Below are 25,577 nucleotides of genomic sequence, written 5' to 3' on the forward strand. Positions count from 1 at the left end.
GTTTCTGTGGATAAGCCGGATCTCCCGAAGAAGATCATGCGTTTAGAAAGGATCGTTTGCTGTGAATGATCGGTGATCCTGTGACGTATAAGCTGGGATCAGATCGCGATGTTATACACAGCACAAAAAGTCATCAAAGGTTATTCTTGGGATAACTACCGGTTGATCCAAGCTTTTAACCAGAGTTATCCACATCTGATCGCACGATCTTTAATCGTTTTTGAGTAAATTTTTCCATTCACCCAGCCAAAGCTCCGCTGGATCTTCCGGAATATCGTGATCAAGGATGTTGATCTTCAGCGTTTCGCCGATCTGTTGTGCCCCACAGGACTTCAGTTCGGTCTCGACTTTCTCTACGGCACCGCAAAAGGTGTCATATTCCCGGCTGCCGATGCCAATCGCCCCAAACCGGATGTTCGCCAGGTTGGGCTGCTGTTCTTTTAGCTCTTCATATAAAGGAAGAAGGTTGTCCGGGAGATCGCCCGCACCGTGGGTGGAGGTGATCAACAGCCAGATCCCGTCGAGCGGCAGATCTTCTAATAACGGCCCGTGCAGCGTTTCAGTGGAAAAACCCGCGTCTTCCAGCTTTTCAGCCAGGTGTTCCGCTACATATTCAGCCCCGCCAAGGGTGCTGCCACTGATAAGAGTAATATCTGCCATAGATCGCTCGCTCATATAAAGAGGGATCATTGTACGCTGTGAGCGAGCTGGGATCTACCTGTGGAAAATGTGGGAATGAATTTGCCCGATCAGGGGCGGATGGTACGCATGATCGGGTTCTGCAGGGAGATCAGCGTCTCGGTGGACTGAATTTCATCAATTGTTTGGATCTTGTTGATAAGTACCTGCTGCAGGGCGTCGATGGATCGGCACATCACCTTAATAAAGATGCTGTAGTGGCCGGTGGTGTAGTAGGCCTCGGTCACCTCATCCAGCGCATTCAGTTTTGCCAGCGCCGAGGGATAGTCTTTGGCGCTCTTCAGAATGATGCCGATAAAGCAGCAGACGTCGTAACCCAGCTGTTTCGGGCTGACGTCGATATGCGCCCCGGTGATGATCCCCGCCTGCTTCATCTTCTCTACGCGCACATGAATAGTGCCCGGGCTGACGCCAAACTGTTTGGCCAGTTCGGCATAGGCAGTACGGGCATTAGCCATCAGGGCCTCAAGGATGCCGCGGTCCAGATTGTCGATCTGATAATTTTCCATAGCTTTTTCTTATGAAGATTAATGAATCACTCTATTTTAGCGGTTAATTTTATCGAATCAAAAGTTAAGTTAGAGTTTTATTGTTGGATTATTGAAAGCGGTTCTTTTTTGTTGCTTAATCAATACCAACAGGACGCAGGAGTATAAATAATGAAAACCGCTTACATCGCACAACAACGCCAGATCAGTTTCGTTAAATCCCATTTTTCCCGCCAGCTGGAAGAGAAGCTTGGTCTTATTGAAGTCCAGGCTCCGATCTTAAGCCGCGTGGGCGACGGGACGCAGGACAACCTGTCTGGTTGCGAAAAAGCGGTACAGGTGAAAGTGAAAACACTGCCAGATGCCCAGTTCGAAGTGGTTCATTCCCTCGCGAAGTGGAAGCGTCAAACCCTGGGACAACACGACTTCAGCGCGGGCGAAGGGCTTTACACGCACATGAAAGCTCTTCGCCCCGATGAAGACCGTCTTACTGCTATTCACTCTGTTTACGTTGACCAGTGGGACTGGGAACGCGTAATGGGTGATGGCGAGCGTCATACCCGTACGCTGAAAGCGACGGTAGAAGCAATTTATGCCGGGATTAAAGAAACCGAAGCGGCAGTCAGTAAAGAGTTTGGTCTGACGCCGTTCCTGCCAGAGACGATCCAGTTTGTTCATAGCCAGGATCTCCTGACCCGTTTCCCGGATCTGGATGCCAAAGGCCGTGAGCGTGCGATCGCTAAAGAGCTGGGCGCCGTATTCCTGATTGGCATCGGCGGCAAGCTGTCTCATGGTCAGCGCCATGACGTCCGTGCGCCGGATTATGATGACTGGAGCAGCGAAGGCGAAAGCGGCCTGGCGGGTCTGAACGGGGATATTCTGGTGTGGAACCCGGTGCTGGAAGATGCGTTCGAGCTGTCTTCCATGGGGATCCGCGTCGACGCCGAAGCGCTGCAACGTCAGCTGGCTATCACCGGTGATGAAGATCGTCTGAAGCTGGAGTGGCACCAGGCGCTGCTGCGTGGCGAGATGCCGCAGACTATCGGCGGCGGCATCGGCCAGTCTCGCCTGACCATGTTACTGCTGCAGCTGTCCCATATCGGACAGGTCCAGTGTGGCGTATGGCCGCAACAGGTTCGTGACAGCGTGGATGCGCTGCTGTAATTAACGTTTCCAGCGCCGCAACAGGCGGCTACGCAACCCGGTATCAAAGCGCCAGATATGATCGAAGATGCGCATGATGCCGGGTTTTCCATGTGCGGACATTGCCACCGCATGGAAACGATGTTGATGTTCCCGCTGCAACACCTTCACTTGACTCACCACCTCATCCGGCAGCCGCTGGGCAATAAAATCCGAGATCACTACCGCATCGGCGTCATACCACTCTCCGCCCTGCATCCGCTCGATGATGGCACGAAAACAGCTGGCGAGATCGGTCCCGCCGCGAAAGCGCTGGCTTAAGAAGCGGATCGCCTGTTCGAGGCCGTGCTGGCCCGACAGCTCGTAGCCCACCACCTCGCTGGAAAACAGCATAATGAAACAGCGCCGTCTGTCAGCCAGCGCCACCCGCATCAGTGCCAGGCAAAAGGCTTTGGCGCACTGTTCATTAAAACCGCCCATCGAACCGGAGGTATCCACGCAGACAATAAACGGCCCACGCGGCTGTTCGTCGAAATCCTGATGTACGGCCGGGCGTTGGCTAACCTTCTCCCGCCAGGCATCACCATGCAGCCGGTAGGTCAGGAGCTGCTTCTCCACCAGCCGACGGTAAAATTCATATTCCAGTTCCGTAATGCCCAGGGTGGCCAGTTCGGGTGGCAGCAGGCGCAGAATATCGTCGCTCTGCTGCAGTCCGTCCACTTGCTCCGGCACTGTCGCCGGTTCGCGCACCAGGGTGCGGAAGGTTTCCAGCGGGGCATCCTTTTTTGGCACCGACTTTGCCTCCCGCGAACGTCCCAGCTGTTCCGCGAGCTGCATCAGCTCCGGCTGCTGGGCGAGGAAGTCGCCATAGCGGACAATTAACTGATAATCCCCACGCTTTAACTGACCGGCGCTCATATCCCACAGCCGTCCGGCCGCGTTTTCATTCTCCACCAGCACGGGTTCCAGCGCACCGGCTAAGGTCATGCGCTCCTGCACTTCGCTGAGCAGCTGTTCGCGCTCTTCTTCCATCAACTGCTGATTGAGGGAGGTAGCCTGCACCACCAGGCTCAACCGCCAGCGCTGTAAAAACAGGGTATGCAGGGCGGGCGTAAAGGTGGCGTTATCCACGACCAGTTGTCGCGCCTGGCTGGCGTAGGGGGAGTGAAGCCTGTCCAGCAGGGTTAAAATTTGCGGGAGCTGGACGATCAACTGAGGCGTGGAGAGCAGCTGGCTCTGCTGATAACACATCACCTCTTCGGTGAGTTCTGGCGGTACGCGGGTCTCTTTCAGTCTTTTGCGTAAATTGTCCCGCCAGCGCGGGAGATCGTCTGTAATGGCGGTTTTAAGCCGCGGGAACTTTTCAAAAAAGATCGCCAGTTGCGGCGAAGCCAGCAGGGTAAGGATGATCTCTTCGATCATGCCCTCCTCACCGACGGCAAGCATAACGTTGAGTGTGTCCAGCGTCAGCATTGACGCGCCTGTTTGATCTGCGCGCTTACGTCCTGCAGGCTGGACTCAATTCTCCCCAGCCAGTCGCTGTGGATAAACAGGCATTTTTGCTGCTCGCTAAAGCGGGTGTGCTGAAGGTGCCACTGATTATCCAGCGCTTCCAGCTGCTGTTTGATCTCTTCCGGGACGCTATCAGAGGCGGTGCCGGGCAGCGCAAGGCGCGATCCCTGCAGGCTGATGTCGCGGATCACCAGATGCAGACTGCCGTCCACTTCCATATTAAGCTGCTGGGCAAAGCCAATGCCGTTGAGTTTGCCGCGGATCTCGCCACCTTTACTCAACCACAGCGACAGGGCTTCACGCTCAACCGTGATGTGAATGACTTGCATATCATGGAGCTTGAGGGGCTGCTGGAGGAGCAGCGTCAGCGTGGTATCGCTCAGTTCGGCCGGTAATTCGTAATGCGGGCGACGGGCGAACATACCGCTCTGACGATTAACGCGCAGGGCAGTTTTATCGCTTTGCTGCTGCTGAAGCTGAAGGCGGCGCTGGGTGATGGCCCCGAGCTGGTTCAGCATCTCCTGCTGTCCCCAGGCGTGCCCGGTCATCAATATTTCCAGCTGCTGCTGCATCAGATGCATACCGTTGGCGTCATGCCACAGGCAATCCTTCAGCAGGATCAAATCAATAGGCGCAACCGCATCGCGACCGCTAAACAGGGCGCTGGCCTGCAGCAGGCGAATGGCTTTCTTCCAGCGACGATCGGAGACGTAAGGCGCGCCCGGCAGGGCATCAAGCTGTTGGCGCAGCATATAGACAAGGTCAAATACCGCATCTGGCAGTTTGATTTTGCCGATGTCCTGCTGCCACTGCTGGTACTCCTCGTCCGTCACCTGCAGTGTGGCGGGCACCGGGTTATCGTTTTCATCCTGCTGGCTAATCAGCAGCGAGCGGAAGTTCGCTTTGTCCTGCACTTTGTCGAGCCACAGGCGGATCAGCATGCGGTCATATAAGGCTTCGAGACTGCTGTCGGCTTCCGGCAGTTCGTTGGAGGCCGCCACCAGCAGGCGCATCGGGATTTTCTCCTCAAACGCGCCGTTGCGGAACCGGCGTTCGTTGATGGCTGTGAGCAGGGTGTTCAGGATCGCCGGGCCGGCTTTCCAGATTTCATCGAGAAAAACGATCTCCGCTTCCGGCAGATAACCTGCCGTCAAACGCTCATACCGTCCTTCATCTTTTAAGGCCTGGATAGAGAGCGGACCGAACACCTCTTCCGGGGTGGAAAAGCGGGTCATCAGATACTCAAAAGCTCTGGCATGCTGAAACGCGAATTTCAGCCTGCGGGCAATCAGGCTTTTTGCGATACCGGGCGGCCCCAGCAGAAAGACACTTTCGCCGCTCAGTGCTGCCAGTAAACAAAGGCGGATGGCATGGCTACGTTCAAATAGCCCTTTTTCCAGCGCGCCGCTGAGACGGGAAATTCTTTCTGCTAATAAATGAGTGTGAGCCATAATTGTTTTGCATCCTTCGCCGTAAACCCGGCTAATTGAAGCGAGTATAGACGTTTCGTTCTGGGCTGGTAATAGCCTGAACTACGGTGCTATTTTCTTTGCGCTATGTTAATGCGGGTACATTTAGGGGTACGATTCTACGATTAATCGTGCATACTGTGCGCTTTTTGTGGGCCAAGGGACTAAGCACACATTTGTTATATAAACGAAAAGACTAGTCTATGAGCACTGATAATAAGCAATCATTACCCGCAATCACACTCGCGGCGATTGGGGTTGTCTACGGTGATATCGGCACCAGCCCGCTTTATACGCTTCGTGAATGTTTGTCCGGTCAGTTTGGTTTTGGCGTCGAACGCGACGCTGTGTTTGGTTTTTTGTCTCTCATCTTTTGGCTCCTGATCTTAGTTGTCTCCGTTAAATATCTCTCCTTCGTTATGCGCGCAGATAACGCCGGTGAAGGTGGGATCCTGACCTTAATGTCGTTGGCCGGGCGCAACACCTCGCCCAAAATGACCTCCTTCCTGGTGATTATCGGCCTGATTGGGGGCAGCTTCTTCTATGGCGAAGTGGTTATCACGCCGGCTATCTCGGTGCTGTCGGCAATCGAAGGGCTGGAGATTGTTGCGCCGCAGCTTGAAGAGTGGGTCGTTCCGCTGGCCATAATTGTGCTGACCTTGCTGTTTGTGATCCAGAAACACGGTACCGGGCTGGTGGGGAAACTCTTCGCGCCGATTATGCTGGCCTGGTTCCTGATCCTGGCGGTACTGGGATTACGCAGCATTATTGCTAACCCGGACGTGCTGCATGCCCTAAACCCGATGTGGGCGGTACACTTCTTCCTCGAATACAAAACCGTGTCGTTTATCGCGCTGGGTGCTGTGGTGCTGTCTATCACCGGGGTGGAGGCGCTGTATGCCGATATGGGGCACTTCGGTAAACTGCCTATTCGTGTGGCATGGTTTATTGTGGTGCTGCCGTCGCTGGTGCTGAACTACTTCGGCCAGGGGGCGCTGCTGCTCAAACACCCGGAAGCGATAAAAAACCCGTTCTTCCTGCTGGCGCCGGACTGGGCGCTGGTGCCGATGCTGATCCTCGCGACGCTGGCAACCGTGATTGCTTCTCAGGCGGTGATTTCTGGCGTCTTCTCCCTGACGCGCCAGGCAGTGCGTCTTGGCTATCTGTCGCCGATGCGCATCATTCATACCTCAGAGATGGAGTCCGGCCAGATCTACATCCCGTTCATTAACTGGCTGCTCTATTTCGCGGTGGTGATTGTTATCGTCAGCTTCGAGCACTCCAGCAACCTGGCGGCAGCCTACGGTATTGCCGTTACGGGGACGATGGTGCTGACCTCAATCCTCTCCACCACGGTGGCGTACCGGAACTGGCACTGGAATAAATTCCTGGTGGCGATGATTCTGGTGGGCTTCCTGTGTATCGATATTCCTCTGTTCTCGGCTAACCTCGACAAGATTATCTCCGGCGGCTGGCTACCGCTGACGCTCGGCTTAGTCATGTTCATTATCATGACGACCTGGAAGAGCGAGCGTTTCCGCCTGCTGCGCCGGATGCACGAACACGGTAATTCTCTGGATGCGATGATCGTCTCGCTGGAGAAATCTCCGCCGGTTCGCGTACCGGGCACCGCCGTGTATATGTCGCGTGCGCTGAACGTCATTCCGTTTGCCCTGATGCACAACCTCAAGCACAACAAAGTGCTGCATGAGCGGGTGATCCTGCTGACGCTGCGTACCGAAGATGCACCTTATGTGCACAACGTCCGCCGCGTGCAGATAGAGCAACTGTCGCCCACCTTCTGGCGGGTGGTGGCAAGCTATGGCTGGCGTGAAACGCCGAACGTGGAAGAAGTGTTCCACCGCTGCGGCCTGGAAGGCTTAAGCTGCCGAATGATGGAGACCTCGTTCTTTATGTCGCACGAGTCGCTGATCATTGGCAAACGTCCGTGGTATCTGCGTCTGCGCGGCAAACTCTACCTTATCCTCCAGCGTAATGCCCTGCGTGCGCCCGACCAGTTCGAGATCCCGCCTAACCGGGTGATTGAGTTAGGCACCCAGGTCGAGATTTAAGTCCTGGTACGGCCTGATGCCCTCACTTTAACCCTCTAAAACAGAGTGTGGGGGCAAACATAAAAAACGGTAACCAGAGGGTTACCGTTTTGCATTTAACTCCCCCGCATTTCACTTAGCGAAACGTTTCGACGGCGATCACAAATCTGCAACGCCATGATGGTTTTCTGCGCATCGGTAAGATTAAACTGGCTTCAGCGAAACGTTTCGCTAGTGGAGCAAGAATATGAAGAAAGGCACGGTACTCAACTCTGAAGTCTCATCGGTTATCTCCCGTCTCGGGCATACCGATACGCTGGTCGTGTGTGATGCAGGTTTACCCATCCCTCATAGCACAACGCGTATTGATCTGGCTTTAACGCAGGGCGTGCCCTCGTTTATGCAGGTGCTGGATGTTGTGACAACCGAGATGCAGGTTGAGGAAGCCATTCTCGCAACGGAAATCAAACAACATAATCCGCAGCTCCACGAAACGTTGCTTGGCCATATCAAGCAACTGCAACAACACCAGGGAAACACCATAAAAATTAGTTATATAACGCACGAACAGTTCAAGAAAAATACCGCTGAAAGCCAGGCGGTTATCCGCAGCGGGGAGTGTTCCCCGTATGCGAATATCATTCTCTGTGCTGGCGTCACTTTCTGAGGCCACCATGGACGCACTACTGCAACTGAAAGGGATCGATAAATCGTTCCCGGGCGTCAAAGCCCTCTCCGGTGCCGCACTCAACGTTTATGCTGGCCGCGTGATGGCGCTGGTTGGTGAAAACGGCGCAGGCAAATCCACGATGATGAAAGTGCTGACCGGCATCTATCAACGCGACGCCGGTTCACTGTTATGGCTGGGGAAAGAGACCACCTTCAACGGCCCGAAATCCTCTCAGGAAGCCGGGATCGGCATCATCCACCAGGAGTTAAACCTGATCCCGCAGTTGTCCATTGCGGAGAACATCTTCCTTGGCCGCGAGTTCGTCAACCGCTTTGGCAAAATCGACTGGAAACAGATGTATGCCGAAGCCGACAAACTGCTGGCGAAGCTGAACCTGCGCTTCAAAAGCGATCGGCTGGTGGGCGAACTTTCCATTGGCGATCAGCAGATGGTGGAGATCGCGAAAGTCCTGAGCTTCGAATCCCGGGTTATCGTGATGGATGAGCCGACTGACGCCCTCACTGATACCGAAACCGACTCCCTGTTCCGCGTGATCCGCGAGCTGAAAGCCCAGGGGCGCGGCATTGTCTATATCTCCCACCGTATGAAAGAGATCTTCGAGATCTGCGACGACGTGACGGTATTCCGCGACGGGCAGTTTATTGCCGAGCGTGAAGTGGTGACGCTGACCGAAGACTCGCTGATTGAGATGATGGTGGGACGTAAGCTGGAAGATCAGTACCCACGCATTGATAAGCAGCCGGGTGATATTCGTCTCAAGGTTGATAACCTGTGCGGCCCGGGCGTAAATAATGTCTCCTTTACGCTGCGCCAGGGCGAAATCCTCGGCGTGGCCGGGCTGATGGGCGCCGGGCGTACCGAGCTGATGAAGGTGCTGTATGGTGCCAGCCCTCGCACCAGCGGATACGTTACGCTTGATGGCCATGAGGTTGTTACCCGTACGCCGCAGGATGGCCTGGCGAACGGTATCGTCTACATCTCCGAAGACCGTAAGCGCGATGGCCTGGTACTGGGCATGTCGGTGAAAGAGAACATGTCCTTGACCGCGCTGCGCTACTTCAGCCGCAGTGGCGGAGGCCTGAAACATAAAGACGAGCAGCAGGCCGTTAGCGATTTTATCCGCCTCTTTAACGTCAAAACGCCGTCGATGGAACAGGCTATCGGTCTGCTGTCCGGCGGCAACCAGCAGAAAGTGGCGATTGCCCGCGGCCTGATGACCCGTCCGAAAGTGCTGATCCTCGATGAGCCAACCCGTGGCGTGGATGTCGGGGCGAAGAAAGAAATTTATCAGCTCATCAACCAGTTTAAGGCTGACGGGCTGAGCATCATTCTGGTTTCTTCCGAGATGCCAGAGGTATTAGGCATGAGCGATCGCATTATCGTCATGCATGAAGGGCATCTCGGCGGTGAATTCAGTCGCGAGCAGGCCACCCAGGAAATTCTGATGGCTGCCGCTGTGGGCAAGCTTAATCGCGTGGATCAGGAGTAAGAAGATGACTACCCAGGCTGTTTCTGGACGCCGTTATTTCACTAAGGCATGGCTGTTGGAACAAAAATCGCTGATTGCCCTGCTGGTGCTGATCGCGATTGTCTCCACCATGAGTCCGAACTTTTTTACCGTTAATAACCTGTTCAACATTCTTCAGCAAACGTCCGTAAACGCCATTATGGCGGTGGGGATGACGCTGGTGATTTTGACGTCGGGTATCGACCTGTCCGTCGGTTCCCTGCTGGCGCTCACCGGCGCGGTTGCTGCTTCAATTGTAGGGATTGAAGTCAACGCGCTGGTGGCCGTAGCAGCGGCGCTGGCGCTGGGAGCCGCTATTGGGGCCGTCACCGGAATGATCGTGGCGAAAGGCCGCGTGCAGGCCTTTATCGCCACCCTGGTGATGATGTTACTGCTGCGCGGTGTGACCATGGTCTACACCAACGGTAGTCCGGTGAACACTGGCTTTACCGACAACGCCGATCTGTTTGGCTGGTTCGGTATCGGCCGCCCGCTGGGTATTCCGACGCCGGTCTGGATCATGGGTCTGGTGTTCCTTGCGGCGTGGTACATGTTGCATCACACCCGCCTGGGCCGTTATATCTATGCTCTGGGCGGTAACGAAGCGGCAACGCGTCTGTCCGGCATCAGCGTCAATAAAGTCAAAGTTATCGTCTACTCCCTGTGCGGCCTGCTGGCTTCGCTGGCGGGCATTATCGAGGTGGCACGTCTCTCCTCTGCTCAGCCAACGGCGGGTACGGGTTATGAGCTGGATGCCATCGCTGCGGTCGTACTGGGCGGCACCAGCCTGGCAGGCGGTAAAGGTCGTATCGTGGGGACGCTGATCGGTGCGCTGATCCTCGGCTTCCTGAACAATGGTTTGAATTTGTTAGGTGTTTCTTCCTATTACCAGATGATCGTCAAAGCGGTAGTGATTTTGCTGGCGGTACTGGTAGACAACAAAAAACAGTAACTGACGACACTACAGGACATCTTTGATATGAACATGAAAAAACTGGCTACCCTGGTTTCTGCTGTCGCGCTGAGCGCAACTGTGAGTGCAAACGCCATGGCGAAAGATACCATCGCGCTGGTGGTTTCTACCCTCAACAACCCGTTCTTCGTCTCCCTGAAGGATGGTGCGCAGAAAGAAGCCGACAAACTGGGCTACAACCTGGTGATCCTGGATTCCCAGAACAACCCGGCAAAAGAGCTGGCTAACGTGCAGGACTTAACCGTTCGCGGCACCAAAATTCTGCTGATCAACCCAACCGATTCCGACGCGGTAGGTAACGCCGTGAAGATGGCAAACCAGGCTAACATCCCGGTGATCACCCTTGACCGTCAGGCCTCTAAAGGCGAAGTGGTTAGCCACATTGCCTCTGATAACGTGCTGGGCGGCAAAATCGCCGGTGACTACATCGCCAAGAAAGCAGGCGAAGGTGCCAAAGTTATCGAACTGCAGGGCATCGCCGGGACTTCCGCAGCGCGTGAGCGTGGCGAAGGCTTCCAGCAGGCTGTGGCTGCCCACAAATTCAACGTGCTGGCCAGCCAGCCAGCAGACTTTGACCGCACTAAGGGTCTGAACGTTATGCAGAACCTGCTGACTGCTCACCCGGACGTTAAAGCGGTATTCGCACAGAACGATGAAATGGCGCTGGGCGCGCTGCGTGCACTGCAGACCGCAGGTAAATCTGATGTGATGGTGGTTGGATTTGACGGTACGCCGGATGGTGAAAAAGCGGTAAACGATGGCAAACTGGCTGCGACCATTGCTCAGCTGCCGGAGCAGATTGGCGCGACTGGCGTGCAGACTGCTGACAAAGTGCTGAAGGGCGAGAAAGTTCAGGCTAAATACCCTGTTGACCTGAAACTGGTCATCAAGCAGTAATATGCGATTCAGGCAGCTGACGGCTGCCTGAAGGACAACATATAAAGAAAAGAGTGGCATACGCCACCGGGTTATCCCGGTGGCACTCTCTGATGGACACTTCAATGATGAAAACCGCAGGTAAGCTCGTCGTCCTTGGCAGTATTAATGCCGATCACATTCTTAACCTTGACGCTTTCCCGACACCGGGCGAGACCGTAACGGGTAACCGCTATCAGGTCGCCTTTGGCGGCAAGGGCGCAAACCAGGCGGTTGCCGCCGGACGCAGCGGTGCCAACATCGCCTTTATCGCCTGTACCGGCGATGATGATACCGGTGAGCGCGTGCGCAAACAGCTGGTAAGCGACAACATCGATATTGCGCCGGTCAGCGTGGTAGAAGGCGAATCAACCGGCGTGGCGCTGATTTTCGTCAACGCGGAAGGTGAGAATGTCATCGGTATTCACGCGGGTGCGAATGCGGCGCTGACCTCTGAACGCGTGGTGGCGCAGCAGGAGAGTATTGCACAGGCCGACGCCCTGCTGATGCAACTGGAGACGCCGGTAGAAAGCGTGCTGGCGGCTGCGCAAATTGCTCATAAAAATCACACCACTGTCGTACTTAATCCCGCCCCTGCCCGTGTATTATCAGACGAGCTGCTGGCGCTGGTGGATATCATCACCCCTAACGAAACCGAAGCCGAAAAGCTGACGGGTATTCGCGTTGAAAACGATGACGATGCGGCGCGCGCGGCGAAAGCCTTGCACCAGAAAGGCATCAGTAAGGTCATCATTACCCTTGGCAGCCGTGGCGTATGGGCCAGCGTCGAGGGAGAAGGTCGTCGCGTTCCTGGCTTTAAGGTGAAAGCTGTCGATACCATCGCCGCGGGTGATACCTTTAATGGTGCGCTGGTTACGGCGCTGCTGGAAGGTGAGCCGCTGGATAATGCGATCCGTTTTGCCCACGCGGCAGCAGCCATTGCCGTGACCCGTCCAGGGGCGCAGCCTTCTGTTCCATGGCGCAATGAGATCGATGAATTTTTAAGTCAGCAGAGGTAGCGTTTGGCCACAATGAAAGATGTCGCTCGCGTGGCGGGCGTCTCTACTTCGACGGTCTCCCATGTCATTAATAAGGATCGCTTCGTCAGCGAGGCGATCCGGGAGAAGGTCGAAGCCGCAGTGAAATCCCTCAATTATGCGCCTTCCGCCCTGGCGCGCAGTCTGAAACTTAACCAGACCCGCACCATCGGCATGCTCATTACCGCCAGTACCAACCCCTTTTACTCTGAGCTGGTGCGCGGCGTGGAGCGCAGCTGCTTTGAGCGCGGCTACAGCCTGGTGCTCTGTAATACCGAAGGCGACGAACAGCGCATGAACCGCAACCTGGAGACGCTGATGCAAAAGCGTGTCGACGGGTTATTACTGCTGTGTACCGAAACGCATCAACCCTCACCCGAGATTATGCAGCGCTACCCCTCCGTTCCTACGGTGATGATGGACTGGGCACCGTTCGACGGTACCAGCGACCTGATTCAGGATAACTCGCTGCTGGGCGGGGACATGGCGACGCAACATCTGATTGATAAAGGCCATACCCGTATCGCCTGCATTACCGGCCCGCTGGATAAAACTCCGGCCCGTCTGCGTCTGGAAGGTTTTCTGGTGGCCATGGCGCGCGCCGGTCTACCTGTCCCGGACGGATATCAAATTACCGGTGACTTTGAATTTAGCGGTGGTTTCGAGGCGATGCAGTCGTTACTGGCGCAGAAAGAGCGTCCGCAGGCAGTCTTTATCGGTAATGATGCAATGGCGGTAGGGGCTTATCAGGCGCTTTATCAGGCGGGACTTCGTATCCCGGACGATATCGCCGTGGTGGGATATGACGATATCGAACTGGCGAAGTATATGACGCCGCCGCTCACTACCATTCATCAGCCCAAGGATGAACTGGGCGAGCTGGCGATTGATGTATTGATCCATCGTATCGCCCAGCCCGCACTGCAACAGCAGCGGCTGCAGCTTACTCCTGTTCTGATGGAACGGGGCTCGGTTTAGGTTTGTGCCGTTCTTTTATGAGGTTCTGACCGTCTTTCGGTTTTAACAGCATAAAGACCAGTGCAGAGACAACCGTCAGCACACCCATGGTGATAAAGGTTGAGTGAAATTGTTCGACAGTGTTGTTGCTGTCGAACCCTTCGTAAAAGCGCAATACCGCCGCACTGACCGCAACCCCCAGACTGATTGAAAGCTGCTGCGTGACTGCCAGCATGCTGTTACCGCCGCTGGCATTCTCATCGCTGAGATCGGCAAGGGTAATGGTGTTCATTGAGGTGAACTGGATGGACATTGCCATCCCCAGCACAAACAGCGGCAGGATCAGCATCCACACCGGCAGCGCTGCCGACTGCAGTGAGAATTGCGCAATCATCACGCCGATAAATACCGTCACACCGACCAGGGTTCTGCGGTATCCCAGCCGTCGTAACAATTGGGTCACCCCGGATTTAGCCAGAATCGAACCCACCGCCGTAGGCGCCATCATGCAGCCTGCTATCAACGCCGGATAACCGAACCCGACCTGCAGCATTAGCGGCATAAGGAAAGGAACACAGCCTGTGCCCAGCCGCGAAGCGATGTTTCCGGCAATGCCTACCGAAAAAGTACGTGTGTTAAACAGCGAGAGCGAAATCAGCGGCGTAGGGTGACGACGCGCATGACGTATATAAAGAAAAAAAAGAAGAATGCCGCTGAAGATGATGGAGATGGCCAGCCAGGTTGCCACCACTTTCTCACCGAACAGCTCCATACCGCTGGAAAACAGCACCAGGCTCAGGCCAAACAGGAAGAATCCGCCCATATCGAATTTGCGCCGCGGAGTCGTGAAGTTCGGCATAAACTTGCGGGCATAGAAAAGACCGGCGATCCCAATGGGAATATTAATGAGGAATATCCAGTGCCAGCTGGCCCAGGTAACCAGAACGCCCCCCAGTACCGGCCCGAGGATCGGCCCGACCAGGCCCGGCATAGTGACGAAGTTAAGCACCGGCAACAGTTCGCTGCGCGGATAGGCCCTTAGCAGTGCCAGGCGCGCGACCGGCATCATCATTGCACCGCCTACGCCCTGAATCACCCGGAAGATAACCAGCTCACCCAGCGAACTGGAGAGGGCGCAAGCCAGCGACCCCAGCGTAAATAACGTTACCGCCAGCATAAAGACACGCCGTGTGCCGAAGCGATCGGCCAGCCAGCCGCTCACCGGGATCAGCATCGCAACGGTCAGGGTATAACTAATGATGGCTGACTGCATGGCCAGCGGAGAACGGTTAAGGCTTTCGGCAATCGCCGGAAGGGCGGTGTTTAGGATGGTGGCGTCCAGCGCCTGCATAAAGAAAGCCATCGCCGCAATCCATGGCAAACCCGCCATGCTGCGTGCTTTTTTTACTGTCATTCGAATTCCTGTTGTTTATTGCTATCGTGCCGGTGTGGCAAGCAGTGCCTGGCTGGCCGCCATAGCACGCAGCCCATCGCTGTCCTGAATGGCATCAACGATAGCCTGGTGTAAATCCAGCTTCACCACCTCGTCCTGCGTTATAGACGTAAAGTAAGTGTGGTAGACAGAATGAAAGAGCGAGGCGAAAGAGGTCAGGAACGGATTACCGCTCATCTCATAGATATGCTCGTGCCAGGCCATATCCACTTCTATCCAGCGCTCCCGGTTAAAGTGCTTTTTCAGATGCACCATCTCATCCATTAAAGTATTTAACCGCGCTTTTTGCTCTGCCGTTCCGATCGTGGCGGCCAGCAGGCAGGCCTGAGGCTCCAGGCTGCTGCGCATGACCAGGAAATGCTCGATAACCTGATGGAAGTTATCTTCCGTCATCCACCAGGAGAGCAATTCTTGATCGAGGAAGTTCCAGTTGCTCTGGGGCATCACGCGTGTACCGATACGCGGACGAGGAAGCACCATCCCTTTCGCTGTTAAGGTTTTCACGGCCTCACGCACAGCGGTTCGGCTCACGCCAAACTGCTCACCAAGTTCCAGTTCGCCCGGCAGGATGCTACCTGGCATGTATTCACCAGCCAGGATCCGCTGTGCCAGTTTTTCTGCCAGCACATATGAAAGGTTCTTTTGTGCCGCCAGCTGTTGCGCGCTCAAAGGCATAACGCATATTCCTTGATTCTTAATGCTAGTAAGTATGCCATCTGCAGGATGGTTGTGGTTGGTAAAACGACAATTAGCGCAATTTTTGGCTTAAAGACGGGTGTTTTGGTGAAAAAAAGCACGGTTGGTTATTTTTTTTAAATTTACTCTTGTCACTGCCGAAGAACTCCCTATAATGCGCCTCCACTGACACGGAACAACGGATTACAAACCGCCGTGACAGCAGGCTTCAGAGATGAACGCCGGCAGAGAAAAGCAAAAATAATCGCTTGACTCTGAATGAGGAAAACGTAATATACGGGACCTCGCAACGGTGAGCGAAAGCCGCGTTGCACTGCTCTTTAACAATTTATCAGACAATCTGTGTGGGCACTCAAAGTGACATGGATTCTTAATGTCGAAAGACAATAAATGAATACCAAGTCTCTGAGTGAACATACGTAATTCATTACGAAGTTTAATTCACGAGCATCAAACTTAAATTGAAGAGTTTGATCATGGCTCAGATTGAACGCTGGCGGCAGGCCTAACACATGCAAGTCGAACGGTAGCACAGAGAGCTTGCTCTCGGGTGACGAGTGGCGGACGGGTGAGTAATGTCTGGGAAACTGCCTGATGGAGGGGGATAACTACTGGAAACGGTAGCTAATACCGCATAACGTCGCAAGACCAAAGAGGGGGACCTTCGGGCCTCTTGCCATCAGATGTGCCCAGATGGGATTAGCTAGTAGGTGGGGTAATGGCTCACCTAGGCGACGATCCCTAGCTGGTCTGAGAGGATGACCAGCCACACTGGAACTGAGACACGGTCCAGACTCCTACGGGAGGCAGCAGTGGGGAATATTGCACAATGGGCGCAAGCCTGATGCAGCCATGCCGCGTGTATGAAGAAGGCCTTCGGGTTGTAAAGTACTTTCAGCGGGGAGGAAGGTGTTGTGGTTAATAACCGCAGCAATTGACGTTACCCGCAGAAGAAGCACCGGCTAACTCCGTGCCAGCAGCCGCGGTAATACGGAGGGTGCAAGCGTTAATCGGAATTACTGGGCGTAAAGCGCACGCAGGCGGTCTGTCAAGTCGGATGTGAAATCCCCGGGCTCAACCTGGGAACTGCATTCGAAACTGGCAGGCTAGAGTCTTGTAGAGGGGGGTAGAATTCCAGGTGTAGCGGTGAAATGCGTAGAGATCTGGAGGAATACCGGTGGCGAAGGCGGCCCCCTGGACAAAGACTGACGCTCAGGTGCGAAAGCGTGGGGAGCAAACAGGATTAGATACCCTGGTAGTCCATGCCGTAAACGATGTCGACTTGGAGGTTGTTCCCTTGAGGAGTGGCTTCCGGAGCTAACGCGTTAAGTCGACCGCCTGGGGAGTACGGCCGCAAGGTTAAAACTCAAATGAATTGACGGGGGCCCGCACAAGCGGTGGAGCATGTGGTTTAATTCGATGCAACGCGAAGAACCTTACCTACTCTTGACATCCAGAGAACTTAGCAGAGATGCTTTGGTGCCTTCGGGAACTCTGAGACAGGTGCTGCATGGCTGTCGTCAGCTCGTGTTGTGAAATGTTGGGTTAAGTCCCGCAACGAGCGCAACCCTTATCCTTTGTTGCCAGCGATTCGGTCGGGAACTCAAAGGAGACTGCCAGTGATAAACTGGAGGAAGGTGGGGATGACGTCAAGTCATCATGGCCCTTACGAGTAGGGCTACACACGTGCTACAATGGCGCATACAAAGAGAAGCGACCTCGCGAGAGCAAGCGGACCTCATAAAGTGCGTCGTAGTCCGGATTGGAGTCTGCAACTCGACTCCATGAAGTCGGAATCGCTAGTAATCGTAGATCAGAATGCTACGGTGAATACGTTCCCGGGCCTTGTACACACCGCCCGTCACACCATGGGAGTGGGTTGCAAAAGAAGTAGGTAGCTTAACCTTCGGGAGGGCGCTTACCACTTTGTGATTCATGACTGGGGTGAAGTCGTAACAAGGTAACCGTAGGGGAACCTGCGGTTGGATCACCTCCTTACCTTAAAGAACCTGCCTTTGTAGTGCTCACACAGATTGTCTGATGAAAAGTAACGAGCAAGACGGCTGCGAAGTCGTGACACATCGTGTCCCCTTCGTCTAGCGGTTAGGACTCCGCCCTTTCACGGCGGCAACAGGGGTTCGAATCCCCTAGGGGACGCCACTTGCTGGGTGTGAGTGAAAGGCACAACCAATCAGTATCTCAAAGCTGATTAACTATGAAAATAGTGAGTCATGTTTGAGATATTTGCTCTTTAAAAATCTGGATCAAGCTGAAAATTGAAACGACGCACCGTGTCTGTTCTCCGTAATAAGAACAGATGAAGGTGTGGTCGGGTCTCAGATTTCGCAATCATGAAGTGAAACAGCTTCGGGTTGTGAGGTTAAGCGACCAAGCGTACACGGTGGATGCCTAGGCAGTCAGAGGCGATGAAGGACGTGCTAATCTGCGATAAGCGCCGGTAAGGTGATATGAACCGTTATAACCGGCGATTTCCGAATGGGGAAACCCAGTGTGACTCGTCACACTATCGTTAAGTGAATACATAGCTTAACGAAGCGAACCAGGGGAACTGAAACATCTAAGTACCCTGAGGAAAAGAAATCAACCGAGATTCCCCCAGTAGCGGCGAGCGAACGGGGAGCAGCCCAGAGTCTGAATCAGCATGTGTGTCAGTGGAAGCGTCTGGAAAGTCGCAGGGTACAGGGTGATACTCCCGTACACGAAGATGCATGTGCTGTGAACTCGAAGAGTAGGGCGGGACACGTGGTATCCTGTCTGAATATGGGGGGACCATCCTCCAAGGCTAAATACTCCTGACTGACCGATAGTGAACCAGTACCGTGAGGGAAAGGCGAAAAGAACCCCGGCGAGGGGAGTGAAATAGAACCTGAAACCGTGTACGTACAAGCAGTGGGAGCACCCTTGTGGTGTGACTGCGTACCTTTTGTATAATGGGTCAGCGACTTATATTCTGTAGCAAGGTTAACCGTATAGGGGAGCCGAAGGGAAACCGAGTCTTAACTGGGCGTTAAGTTGCAGGGTATAGACCCGAAACCCGGTGATCTAGCCATGGGCAGGTTGAAGGTTGGGTAACACTAACTGGAGGACCGAACCGACTAATGTTGAAAAATTAGCGGATGACCTGTGGCTGGGGGTGAAAGGCCAATCAAACCGGGAGATAGCTGGTTCTCCCCGAAAGCTATTTAGGTAGCGCCTCGTGAATTCATCTCCGGGGGTAGAGCACTGTTTCGGCTAGGGGGCCATCCCGGCTTACCAACCCGATGCAAACTGCGAATACCGGAGAATGTTATCACGGGAGACACACGGCGGGTGCTAACGTCCGTCGTGAAGAGGGAAACAACCCAGACCGCCAGCTAAGGTCCCAAAGTCATGGTTAAGTGGGAAACGATGTGGGAAGGCACAGACAGCCAGGATGTTGGCTTAGAAGCAGCCATCATTTAAAGAAAGCGTAATAGCTCACTGGTCGAGTCGGCCTGCGCGGAAGATGTAACGGGGCTAAACCATGCACCGAAGCTGCGGCAGCGACACTATGTGTTGTTGGGTAGGGGAGCGTTCTGTAAGCCGTCGAAGGTGACCTGTGAGGGTTGCTGGAGGTATCAGAAGTGCGAATGCTGACATAAGTAACGATAAAGCGGGTGAAAAGCCCGCTCGCCGGAAGACCAAGGGTTCCTGTCCAACGTTAATCGGGGCAGGGTGAGTCGACCCCTAAGGCGAGGCCGAAAGGCGTAGTCGATGGGAAACAGGTTAATATTCCTGTACTCGGTGTTACTGCGAAGGGGGGACGGAGAAGGCTATGTTGGCCGGGCGACGGTTGTCCCGGTTTAAGCATGTAGGCGGAGGTTCCAGGTAAATCCGGTACCTTATTAACGCTGAGGTGTGATGACGAGGCACTACGGTGCTGAAGCAACAAATGCCCTGCTTCCAGGAAAAGCCTCTAAGCATCAGGTAACATCAAATCGTACCCCAAACCGACACAGGTGGTCAGGTAGAGAATACCAAGGCGCTTGAGAGAACTCGGGTGAAGGAACTAGGCAAAATGGTGCCGTAACTTCGGGAGAAGGCACGCTGATATGTAGGTGAAGCCCCTGCGGGTGGAGCTGAAATCAGTCGAAGATACCAGCTGGCTGCAACTGTTTATTAAAAACACAGCACTGTGCAAACACGAAAGTGGACGTATACGGTGTGACGCCTGCCCGGTGCCGGAAGGTTAATTGATGGGGTTAGCGGCAACGCGAAGCTCTTGATCGAAGCCCCGGTAAACGGCGGCCGTAACTATAACGGTCCTAAGGTAGCGAAATTCCTTGTCGGGTAAGTTCCGACCTGCACGAATGGCGTAATGATGGCCAGGCTGTCTCCACCCGAGACTCAGTGAAATTGAAATCGCTGTGAAGATGCAGTGTACCCGCGGCAAGACGGAAAGACCCCGTGAACCTTTACTATAGCTTGACACTGAACACTGGTCCTTGATGTGTAGGATAGGTGGGAGGCTTTGAAGCGTGGACGCCAGTCTGCGTGGAGCCATCCTTGAAATACCACCCTTTAATGGCTGGTGTTCTAACGTGGACCCGTTACCCGGGTTGCGGACAGTGTCTGGTGGGTAGTTTGACTGGGGCGGTCTCCTCCTAAAGAGTAACGGAGGAGCACGAAGGTTAGCTAATCCTGGTCGGACATCAGGAGGTTAGTGCAATGGCATAAGCTAGCTTGACTGCGAGAGTGACGGCTCGAGCAGGTGCGAAAGCAGGTCATAGTGATCCGGTGGTTCTGTATGGAAGGGCCATCGCTCAACGGATAAAAGGTACTCCGGGGATAACAGGCTGATACCGCCCAAGAGTTCATATCGACGGCGGTGTTTGGCACCTCGATGTCGGCTCATCACATCCTGGGGCTGAAGTAGGTCCCAAGGGTACGGCTGTTCGCCGTTTAAAGTGGTACGCGAGCTGGGTTTAGAACGTCGTGAGACAGTTCGGTCCCTATCTGCCGTGGGCGCTGGAGAATTGAGGGGGGCTGCTCCTAGTACGAGAGGACCGGAGTGGACGCATCACTGGTGTTCGGGTTGTCATGCCAATGGCACTGCCCGGTAGCTAAATGCGGAAAAGATAAGTGCTGAAAGCATCTAAGCACGAAACTTGCCCCGAGATGAGTTCTCCCTGAGCCTTTAAGGCTCCTGAAGGAACGTTGAAGACGACGACGTTGATAGGTCGGGTGTGTAAGCGCAGCGATGCGTTGAGCTAACCGATACTAATGAACCGTGAGGCTTAACCTTACAACGCCGAAGCTGTTTTCGGTGACTGAGACAATTTTCAGCTGATACCGGATTAACCGGGTGGCCCGCGAGGCGGCCCGGAAACAGAATTTGCCTGGCGGCTGTAGCGCGGTGGTCCCACCTGACCCCATGCCGAACTCAGAAGTGAAACGCCGTAGCGCCGATGGTAGTGTGGGGTCTCCCCATGCGAGAGTAGGGAACTGCCAGGCATCAAATCAGGTAAAAAGCCCATCCTCACGGATGGGCTTTTTGCGTTGTGGCGCCGGACAGCCGGACGCCACCGCGTCTGCCCCGCCTGTAAAACCTTAAAGCCGGGTAAGGCGAAGCCGAAATCCCAATAGATCAGGCCGTGCTCCACCTCATAATAAACTCCGAAATCCCATCCACATCATTCAAATCCAGCACTGGTACCTGCAGCGGCAATGCAACATCACTGGCTACCGCAATCACATGCTCATCCAGCGTTAACTCGCAAACATCATGTCCTGCATCGCTTCGAAACAGCAGGATCTTTGCAACAGCCTCATGCTTAAACCCCTCAACCAGTACCAGGTCCAGCGTTGAGTGATCCATTCGACTGACCAGATAAGCAAGATCCAATGGCGCTTCATCCGGGGTTTCGGTCATCAGCGCCCAACGCTGATTGCTCGCCACTATCGTCTGTGCCGCACCCGCTTTACGCAGCTCATAACTGTCTTTGCCCGGCTTATCGACATCCATATTATGATGAGTGTGCTTAATCAATCCGGGACGAATACCTTTGGCGCAAAGCGCAGGTATCAGTCTCTTCAGCAGAGTGGTCTTCCCGGTACCGCTCCAGGCGGAAATCGCTAAAACGGGTATCATCTCTTCTCCTGCATGGTCTGCAAATCTTCAGTGGTATTCACGTTCACGAAAGAAGATTTCAGATCGCTAAAATCAACCGGATGGCCGCCAGACGGGCGCATAAACAACATTACTCGCCGCTCTCCTGCGGCCAGGTAGTCCTGTAAATCAGGTACTAACGATCGGTTAATTAACGCGATAGTAGGGTGATCGCGCTCGCCGTCATGCGCCCAGATTACAGGGGCATCACCGCGCTGCTGCACCAAACGTTCGACCAGGCAAGGGGGGATAAAAGGGGTATCGCACGAACAAAAGAGAAACCACTCTGCCGGGGATTGCTGCATCACGGAGAGCATACCGGCCAACGGGCCAGGATAATCAGCAAGGCTATCCTGATAAACGGGATATCCGCTTTGCTGATAAATATCGATATGACGATTCGCGCTGATGGCGAGTGCAGATACCTGGCCGGCAAGCCTGTCAGCGACATGCCGCCAAAGGGGTTTGTTGTTCAGTAATTGAAGCCCCTTATCTTTGCCACCCATACGCGTCGCTCTGCCACCCGCCAGAACAACCCCAATAATCTCCCGGCACTGATTCACTAATATCGCCTCTTTTCTTGTGGGATTGACCCTGCTAACGTGTCTCTCTTAATGAAAGGAGTATTCCCATGAAATGTAAACGTCTGAACGAAGTTATCGAACTCCTCCAGCCAGCCTGGCAGAAAGAGCCAGAACTTAACCTGATGCAATTCTTACAGAAACTGGCGCAGGAGTCAGGTTATGACGGTGAGCTGGCCGACCTTTCTGATGACATCCTGATCTATCACCTGAAAATGCGTGATTCCGGCAAAGATGCGGTGATCCCGGGCATCCAGAAAGATTATGAAGAAGATTTTAAAACCGCCTTGCTGCGCGCACGTGGCGTAATTAAAGAGTAAAAGCTTGTAAGAGGCGCCACCGTAAACGCTGTTAAATGATATCCTCAATCATTCGTATAATTTCCGGATGATCGGATGAACGACCAGGCTTTTACTTTCCAGACCTTACACCCGGATACCATTATGGATGCGCTGTTTGAACAGGGCATCCGGGTAGACTCAGGCCTGACACCCTTAAACAGCTATGAGAACCGCGTCTACCAGTTTCAGGATGAGGATCGCCAGCGCTTTGTGGTGAAATTTTATCGCCCGCAGCGCTGGTCAGCTGAACAAATTCAGGAAGAGCATCAGTTTGCACTCGACCTGATGGCCGATGATGTTCCTGTCGCCGCCCCCCTTAAATTCAATAATCAGACGCTGCTGTCGCACCAGGGCTTTTATTTTGCTGTGTTTCCAAGTCTTGGTGGCAGGCAATTTGAAGCCGACAACATTGATCAGATGGAGTGGGTTGCCCGTTATTTAGGGCGCATTCATCAGACAGGACAGAAAAGCGTGTTTACCGCGCGCCCGACCATCGGCATTCAGGAATACTTGCTTGAGCCGCGTCAGGTATTTGAAACATCCACGCTCATTCCTTCAGGGCTGAAAGCGCAATTCCTTGCCGCAACGGATGGCTTAATTAACGCCGTCATTTCGCGCTGGGATAACAACGTCACCACGCTGCGTCTGCACGGCGATTGCCATGCCGGAAATATCCTCTGGCGTGATGGGCCGTTATTTGTCGATCTTGATGATGCGCGGATGGGACCTGCTATTCAGGATCTCTGGATGCTACTGAATGGCGATAAAGCCGAGCAGCGAATGCAGCTTGAGACGATTATTGAAGCCTATGAAGAGTTCTTGTCCTTTGATTCAGACGAAATTGCATTAATTGAACCTTTACGTGCCATGCGTTTTGTCTATTATCTTTCCTGGTTAATCAGGCGTTGGGATGACCCCGCTTTCCCCAGAAACTTCCCGTGGCTTACCGGGGAAGATTACTGGCGTAACCAGATATCGACATTTACTGAACAGGTAAAGGTTCTGCAGGAACCCCCTTTGCAATTAACGCCAATGTATTAATCGAACACACCCAGGAGAAATTTGATCATGAAAAAAATATGGCTGGCGCTGGCAGGTATGATTCTGGCTTTTAGCGCATCGGCTGCACAGTTCAGCGATGGCAAGCAGTATATTACCCTCGACAAACCGGTAGCCGGAGAGCCTCAGGTCCTTGAGTTCTTCTCCTTCTACTGCCCGCACTGCTATGAGTTCGAGCAGGTTCTGCACGTTTCCGATAACGTGAAGAAGAAGCTGCCAGAAGGCACCAAAATGACCAAGTATCATGTTGAGTTTCTTGGCCCGTTGGGCAAAGACCTGACTCAGGCATGGGCCGTTGCGATGGCGCTGGGTGTGGAAGACAAAATTACTGCGCCAATGTTTGAAGCAGTTCAGAAAACACAGGCCGTACAAACCACAGCTGATATCCGCAAAGTCTTTGTTGATGCCGGTATTAAAGGAGAAGAATACGATGCAGCCTGGAATAGCTTCGTTGTGAAATCTCTGGTAGCTCAGCAGGAAAAAGCTGCTGCTGACCTGCAGCTGCGCGGCGTGCCAGCCATGTATGTTAACGGCAAATATCAGCTGAATATGCAGGGTATGGACACCAGCAGCATGGATATCTTCGTCCAGCAATATGCTGATACCGTGAAGTATCTGGTTGAGAAGAAGTAATAAAGAAAACGCCGGTCAATGACCGGCGTTTTTGTATTCCCCTTTAATCGTGCTTATGAGCGCGTCTTTCTCACTCCACAACATATTCAGCCAGAGCTGAAAACGTCGCTTAAAGTTCTTATCGCTGACGTAGTCCCCGTGTAATTCCTCCGCCACAGGCACCAGATTAATACGCACCACGATCCGGGTTAACTTGCCGCTGAGCATATCCTGAAATGGCGTCTTATCGTTTTCTGGATAACAGAGCGTGACGTTCAGTAATTTGTCGAACTGTTTGCCTAGCACGTTAAGCGCCATGGCGATCCCGGCCGCTTTTGGTGGCAGCAGGTTGGCATACGGCGAGCGCGTTTGCTGCTGCTTCTCTTCGGTAAAGCGAGAGCCTTCGACGAAATTAACGATTGTGGTGGGGTGTGAGCGAAACTTCTCACAGGATCGGCGAGTGGTTTCAACATCTTTTCCGCGGCGCTCAGGATGACGAATCAGATAGCTACGCGAATAGCGTTTCATAAAGGGCATATCCAGCGCCCAGCAGGCCAGGCCAATAAAAGGCACCCAGGCGAGCTGCTGCTTAAGAAAGTATTTGTTCATGGGGATATGTTTGCGGAACAGCACGCATAACACCACTATATCGGCCCAGCTATGGTGGTTACAGATGAGCAAATACCAGTTTTTCTTGTTAAGCCCTTCCAGACCCTGAACATCCCATTTCAGATGCGGATTAAGACACAAAAGTACTGCCAGGCCTTCACACCAGCAGTACATCATGAAATTACAAAAACCTGATACGGCACGCCAGACGACGGGGATCGGTAGTAGCAGTTTAATTATTCCGGCGATGATAATCGGCACAGAACAGGCGATGGTGACCAGAATAGTTAATGCGATACTTATCAAAAGCGTGATCGCAGCCAGCAGTCTAGACATGATGAGTGTTTTCAGGTGGTTAGATATAATATGCGCCTGATAAACAGACACCGGGCGCTGATTTTACCAGAAAACGCTAAAAGGATGGGGCTTTAACCTGGTATGAACAGCGTTTTACCTGTCAGCGGAGAAAAATTCTATGGCACAGATCCGGCGTGGCTTATATCCACATGGAGTAAATTGTCATCAATCAGAGATATGAGATCGCGATCAAACAATAATGTATTGATTATTAAGAATAATTATTGGCATAGCGATCAACAGATAGCACATTTAGTCCAGGTCGCAGAAACTATTCAC

20 protein-coding genes, 1 tRNA gene and 3 rRNA genes are annotated in these 25,577 nt (G+C 53.6%); 15 read left to right on the top strand and 9 right to left on the bottom strand.

Annotated elements, in window-relative coordinates:
• Window positions 1–210: 210 nt before the first annotated feature.
• Both mioC and asnC read right to left on the bottom strand, forming a co-directional pair.
• Window positions 211–660 (bottom strand): FMN-binding protein MioC, encoded by a 450-nt coding sequence (gene mioC / locus C3F35_RS11800; RefSeq protein WP_103793417.1) that lies wholly within the window; start codon window positions 658–660, stop codon window positions 211–213.
• Window positions 661–749: 89 nt separating this feature from the next.
• Complete coding sequence (gene asnC / locus C3F35_RS11805) at window positions 750–1,208, bottom strand: transcriptional regulator AsnC (RefSeq protein ID WP_032615488.1); 459 nt, start codon at window positions 1,206–1,208, stop codon at window positions 750–752.
• A 150-nt stretch (window positions 1,209–1,358) separates the two neighbouring features.
• Between asnC and asnA the strand changes: the two genes are divergently transcribed.
• On the top strand, window positions 1,359–2,351 hold the full coding sequence (asnA, locus tag C3F35_RS11810) for an aspartate--ammonia ligase (protein WP_032615486.1): 993 nt from the start codon (window positions 1,359–1,361) through the stop codon (window positions 2,349–2,351).
• Here the strand turns inward: asnA and viaA are convergent, their stop codons facing one another.
• The gene (viaA, locus tag C3F35_RS11815; RefSeq protein WP_032615484.1) at window positions 2,352–3,803 is read right to left on the bottom strand and encodes an ATPase RavA stimulator ViaA; all 1,452 of its coding nucleotides are present in this window, start codon (window positions 3,801–3,803) and stop codon (window positions 2,352–2,354) included.
• Window positions 3,797–5,293 (bottom strand): ATPase RavA, encoded by a 1,497-nt coding sequence (gene ravA / locus C3F35_RS11820; RefSeq protein ID WP_032615482.1) that lies wholly within the window; start codon window positions 5,291–5,293, stop codon window positions 3,797–3,799. The genes viaA and ravA overlap by 7 nt, the downstream gene beginning before the upstream one ends.
• Window positions 5,294–5,514: 221 nt before the next feature.
• Between ravA and kup the strand changes: the two genes are divergently transcribed.
• The 7 genes from kup to rbsR all read left to right on the top strand — a co-directional run bounded on the left by kup (window position 5,515) and on the right by rbsR (window position 13,463).
• Window positions 5,515–7,383: a low affinity potassium transporter Kup gene (gene kup, locus C3F35_RS11825; protein ID WP_032615480.1), complete on the top strand. Its 1,869-nt coding sequence runs from the start codon at window positions 5,515–5,517 to the stop codon at window positions 7,381–7,383.
• 226 nt (window positions 7,384–7,609) lie between these two features.
• Window positions 7,610–8,029, top strand: a complete 420-nt coding sequence (gene rbsD / locus C3F35_RS11830) for a D-ribose pyranase (RefSeq protein ID WP_032615478.1) — start codon at window positions 7,610–7,612, stop codon at window positions 8,027–8,029.
• Window positions 8,030–8,036: 7 nt separating this feature from the next.
• On the top strand, window positions 8,037–9,542 hold the full coding sequence (gene rbsA / locus C3F35_RS11835; RefSeq protein WP_032615476.1) for a ribose ABC transporter ATP-binding protein RbsA: 1,506 nt from the start codon (window positions 8,037–8,039) through the stop codon (window positions 9,540–9,542).
• 4 nt (window positions 9,543–9,546) lie between these two features.
• Window positions 9,547–10,512 carry a ribose ABC transporter permease gene (rbsC, locus tag C3F35_RS11840; protein WP_032615473.1) on the top strand — a complete coding sequence of 322 codons (966 nt, stop codon included), beginning with the start codon at window positions 9,547–9,549 and terminating at the stop codon, window positions 10,510–10,512.
• Window positions 10,513–10,539: 27 nt separating this feature from the next.
• Window positions 10,540–11,430, top strand: coding sequence for a ribose ABC transporter substrate-binding protein RbsB (gene rbsB / locus C3F35_RS11845; protein ID WP_032615470.1), 891 nt, complete (start codon window positions 10,540–10,542; stop codon window positions 11,428–11,430).
• Between the two features lie 107 nt (window positions 11,431–11,537).
• A complete protein-coding gene (gene rbsK / locus C3F35_RS11850) occupies window positions 11,538–12,467 on the top strand; it encodes a ribokinase (RefSeq protein WP_103793441.1) in 930 nt (309 codons plus the stop codon).
• A 3-nt stretch (window positions 12,468–12,470) separates the two neighbouring features.
• Complete coding sequence (gene rbsR / locus C3F35_RS11855) at window positions 12,471–13,463, top strand: ribose operon transcriptional repressor RbsR (protein ID WP_072250849.1); 993 nt, start codon at window positions 12,471–12,473, stop codon at window positions 13,461–13,463.
• Here rbsR and mdtD read toward each other — a convergent pair.
• Together mdtD and C3F35_RS11865 are read right to left on the bottom strand one after the other, a co-directional pair.
• Window positions 13,429–14,856: a multidrug transporter subunit MdtD gene (mdtD, locus tag C3F35_RS11860; RefSeq protein ID WP_103793416.1), complete on the bottom strand. Its 1,428-nt coding sequence runs from the start codon at window positions 14,854–14,856 to the stop codon at window positions 13,429–13,431. The two genes, rbsR and mdtD, sit on opposite strands and share 35 nt — an antisense overlap.
• A gap of 21 nt (window positions 14,857–14,877) precedes the next feature.
• Window positions 14,878–15,570, bottom strand: a complete 693-nt coding sequence (locus C3F35_RS11865) for a FadR/GntR family transcriptional regulator (protein ID WP_059306920.1) — start codon at window positions 15,568–15,570, stop codon at window positions 14,878–14,880.
• Window positions 15,571–16,049: 479 nt separating this feature from the next.
• Here C3F35_RS11865 and C3F35_RS11875 point away from each other — a divergent pair.
• The 4 genes from C3F35_RS11875 (at window position 16,050) to rrf (ending at window position 21,084) form a co-directional block, all read left to right on the top strand.
• Window positions 16,050–17,589: ribosomal RNA gene (locus C3F35_RS11875) — 16S ribosomal RNA — on the top strand.
• An 87-nt stretch (window positions 17,590–17,676) separates the two neighbouring features.
• Window positions 17,677–17,751: transfer RNA gene (locus C3F35_RS11880), tRNA-Glu, on the top strand.
• A 218-nt stretch (window positions 17,752–17,969) separates the two neighbouring features.
• Window positions 17,970–20,875 (top strand): 23S ribosomal RNA (locus tag C3F35_RS11885).
• Window positions 20,876–20,968: 93 nt separating this feature from the next.
• Window positions 20,969–21,084: ribosomal RNA gene (gene rrf / locus C3F35_RS11890) — 5S ribosomal RNA — on the top strand.
• Together the 16S, 23S and 5S rRNA genes with 1 tRNA gene alongside form the textbook arrangement of a ribosomal RNA operon.
• 133 nt (window positions 21,085–21,217) lie before the next feature.
• Here the strand turns inward: rrf and mobB are convergent.
• Together mobB and mobA are read right to left on the bottom strand one after the other, a co-directional pair.
• Window positions 21,218–21,721, bottom strand: a complete 504-nt coding sequence (gene mobB / locus C3F35_RS11895; protein WP_103793388.1) for a molybdopterin-guanine dinucleotide biosynthesis protein MobB — start codon at window positions 21,719–21,721, stop codon at window positions 21,218–21,220.
• Complete coding sequence (mobA, locus tag C3F35_RS11900) at window positions 21,718–22,302, bottom strand: molybdenum cofactor guanylyltransferase MobA (protein ID WP_103793389.1); 585 nt, start codon at window positions 22,300–22,302, stop codon at window positions 21,718–21,720. Before mobA ends, mobB begins: the two co-directional genes overlap by 4 nt.
• A gap of 68 nt (window positions 22,303–22,370) precedes the next feature.
• Here mobA and C3F35_RS11905 point away from each other — a divergent pair, with 68 nt between their 5' ends.
• The 3 genes from C3F35_RS11905 (at window position 22,371) to dsbA (ending at window position 24,353) form a co-directional block, all read left to right on the top strand.
• Window positions 22,371–22,640: a YihD family protein gene (locus tag C3F35_RS11905; RefSeq protein WP_032615442.1), complete on the top strand. Its 270-nt coding sequence runs from the start codon at window positions 22,371–22,373 to the stop codon at window positions 22,638–22,640.
• 75 nt (window positions 22,641–22,715) lie between these two features.
• A complete protein-coding gene (locus C3F35_RS11910; protein ID WP_103793390.1) occupies window positions 22,716–23,702 on the top strand; it encodes a serine/threonine protein kinase in 987 nt (328 codons plus the stop codon).
• Window positions 23,703–23,729: 27 nt separating this feature from the next.
• Window positions 23,730–24,353 carry a thiol:disulfide interchange protein DsbA gene (dsbA, locus tag C3F35_RS11915; protein WP_032615438.1) on the top strand — a complete coding sequence of 208 codons (624 nt, stop codon included), beginning with the start codon at window positions 23,730–23,732 and terminating at the stop codon, window positions 24,351–24,353.
• A gap of 15 nt (window positions 24,354–24,368) precedes the next feature.
• On the opposite strand, the gene C3F35_RS11920 is transcribed toward dsbA, so the two are convergent.
• Complete coding sequence (locus tag C3F35_RS11920) at window positions 24,369–25,277, bottom strand: acyltransferase (RefSeq protein WP_103793391.1); 909 nt, start codon at window positions 25,275–25,277, stop codon at window positions 24,369–24,371.
• Between the last annotated feature and the right edge of the window lie 300 nt (window positions 25,278–25,577).

The sequence above is a fragment of the Leclercia sp. LSNIH3 genome (assembly GCF_002935105.1).
In the GTDB taxonomy this organism is placed as follows: domain Bacteria; phylum Pseudomonadota; class Gammaproteobacteria; order Enterobacterales; family Enterobacteriaceae; genus Enterobacter; species Enterobacter adecarboxylatus.

Bases quoted from the DNA above. Each gene is read 5' to 3' on its own strand.
- mioC (WP_103793417.1), bottom strand. From the start codon at position 660: ATGGCAGATATTACTCTTATCAGTGGCAGCACCCTTGGCGGGGCTGAA.
- asnC (WP_032615488.1), bottom strand. From the start codon at position 1,208: ATGGAAAATTATCAGATCGACAATCTGGACCGCGGCATCCTTGAGGCC.
- asnA (WP_032615486.1), top strand. From the start codon at position 1,359: ATGAAAACCGCTTACATCGCACAACAACGCCAGATCAGTTTCGTTAAA.
- viaA (WP_032615484.1), bottom strand. From the start codon at position 3,803: ATGCTGACGCTGGACACACTCAACGTTATGCTTGCCGTCGGTGAGGAG.
- ravA (WP_032615482.1), bottom strand. From the start codon at position 5,293: ATGGCTCACACTCATTTATTAGCAGAAAGAATTTCCCGTCTCAGCGGC.
- kup (WP_032615480.1), top strand. From the start codon at position 5,515: ATGAGCACTGATAATAAGCAATCATTACCCGCAATCACACTCGCGGCG.
- rbsD (WP_032615478.1), top strand. From the start codon at position 7,610: ATGAAGAAAGGCACGGTACTCAACTCTGAAGTCTCATCGGTTATCTCC.
- rbsA (WP_032615476.1), top strand. From the start codon at position 8,037: ATGGACGCACTACTGCAACTGAAAGGGATCGATAAATCGTTCCCGGGC.
- rbsC (WP_032615473.1), top strand. From the start codon at position 9,547: ATGACTACCCAGGCTGTTTCTGGACGCCGTTATTTCACTAAGGCATGG.
- rbsB (WP_032615470.1), top strand. From the start codon at position 10,540: ATGAACATGAAAAAACTGGCTACCCTGGTTTCTGCTGTCGCGCTGAGC.
- rbsK (WP_103793441.1), top strand. From the start codon at position 11,538: ATGAAAACCGCAGGTAAGCTCGTCGTCCTTGGCAGTATTAATGCCGAT.
- mdtD (WP_103793416.1), bottom strand. From the start codon at position 14,856: ATGACAGTAAAAAAAGCACGCAGCATGGCGGGTTTGCCATGGATTGCG.
- C3F35_RS11865 (WP_059306920.1), bottom strand. From the start codon at position 15,570: ATGCCTTTGAGCGCGCAACAGCTGGCGGCACAAAAGAACCTTTCATAT.
- mobB (WP_103793388.1), bottom strand. From the start codon at position 21,721: ATGATACCCGTTTTAGCGATTTCCGCCTGGAGCGGTACCGGGAAGACC.
- C3F35_RS11905 (WP_032615442.1), top strand. From the start codon at position 22,371: ATGAAATGTAAACGTCTGAACGAAGTTATCGAACTCCTCCAGCCAGCC.
- C3F35_RS11910 (WP_103793390.1), top strand. From the start codon at position 22,716: ATGAACGACCAGGCTTTTACTTTCCAGACCTTACACCCGGATACCATT.
- dsbA (WP_032615438.1), top strand. From the start codon at position 23,730: ATGAAAAAAATATGGCTGGCGCTGGCAGGTATGATTCTGGCTTTTAGC.
- C3F35_RS11920 (WP_103793391.1), bottom strand. From the start codon at position 25,277: ATGTCTAGACTGCTGGCTGCGATCACGCTTTTGATAAGTATCGCATTA.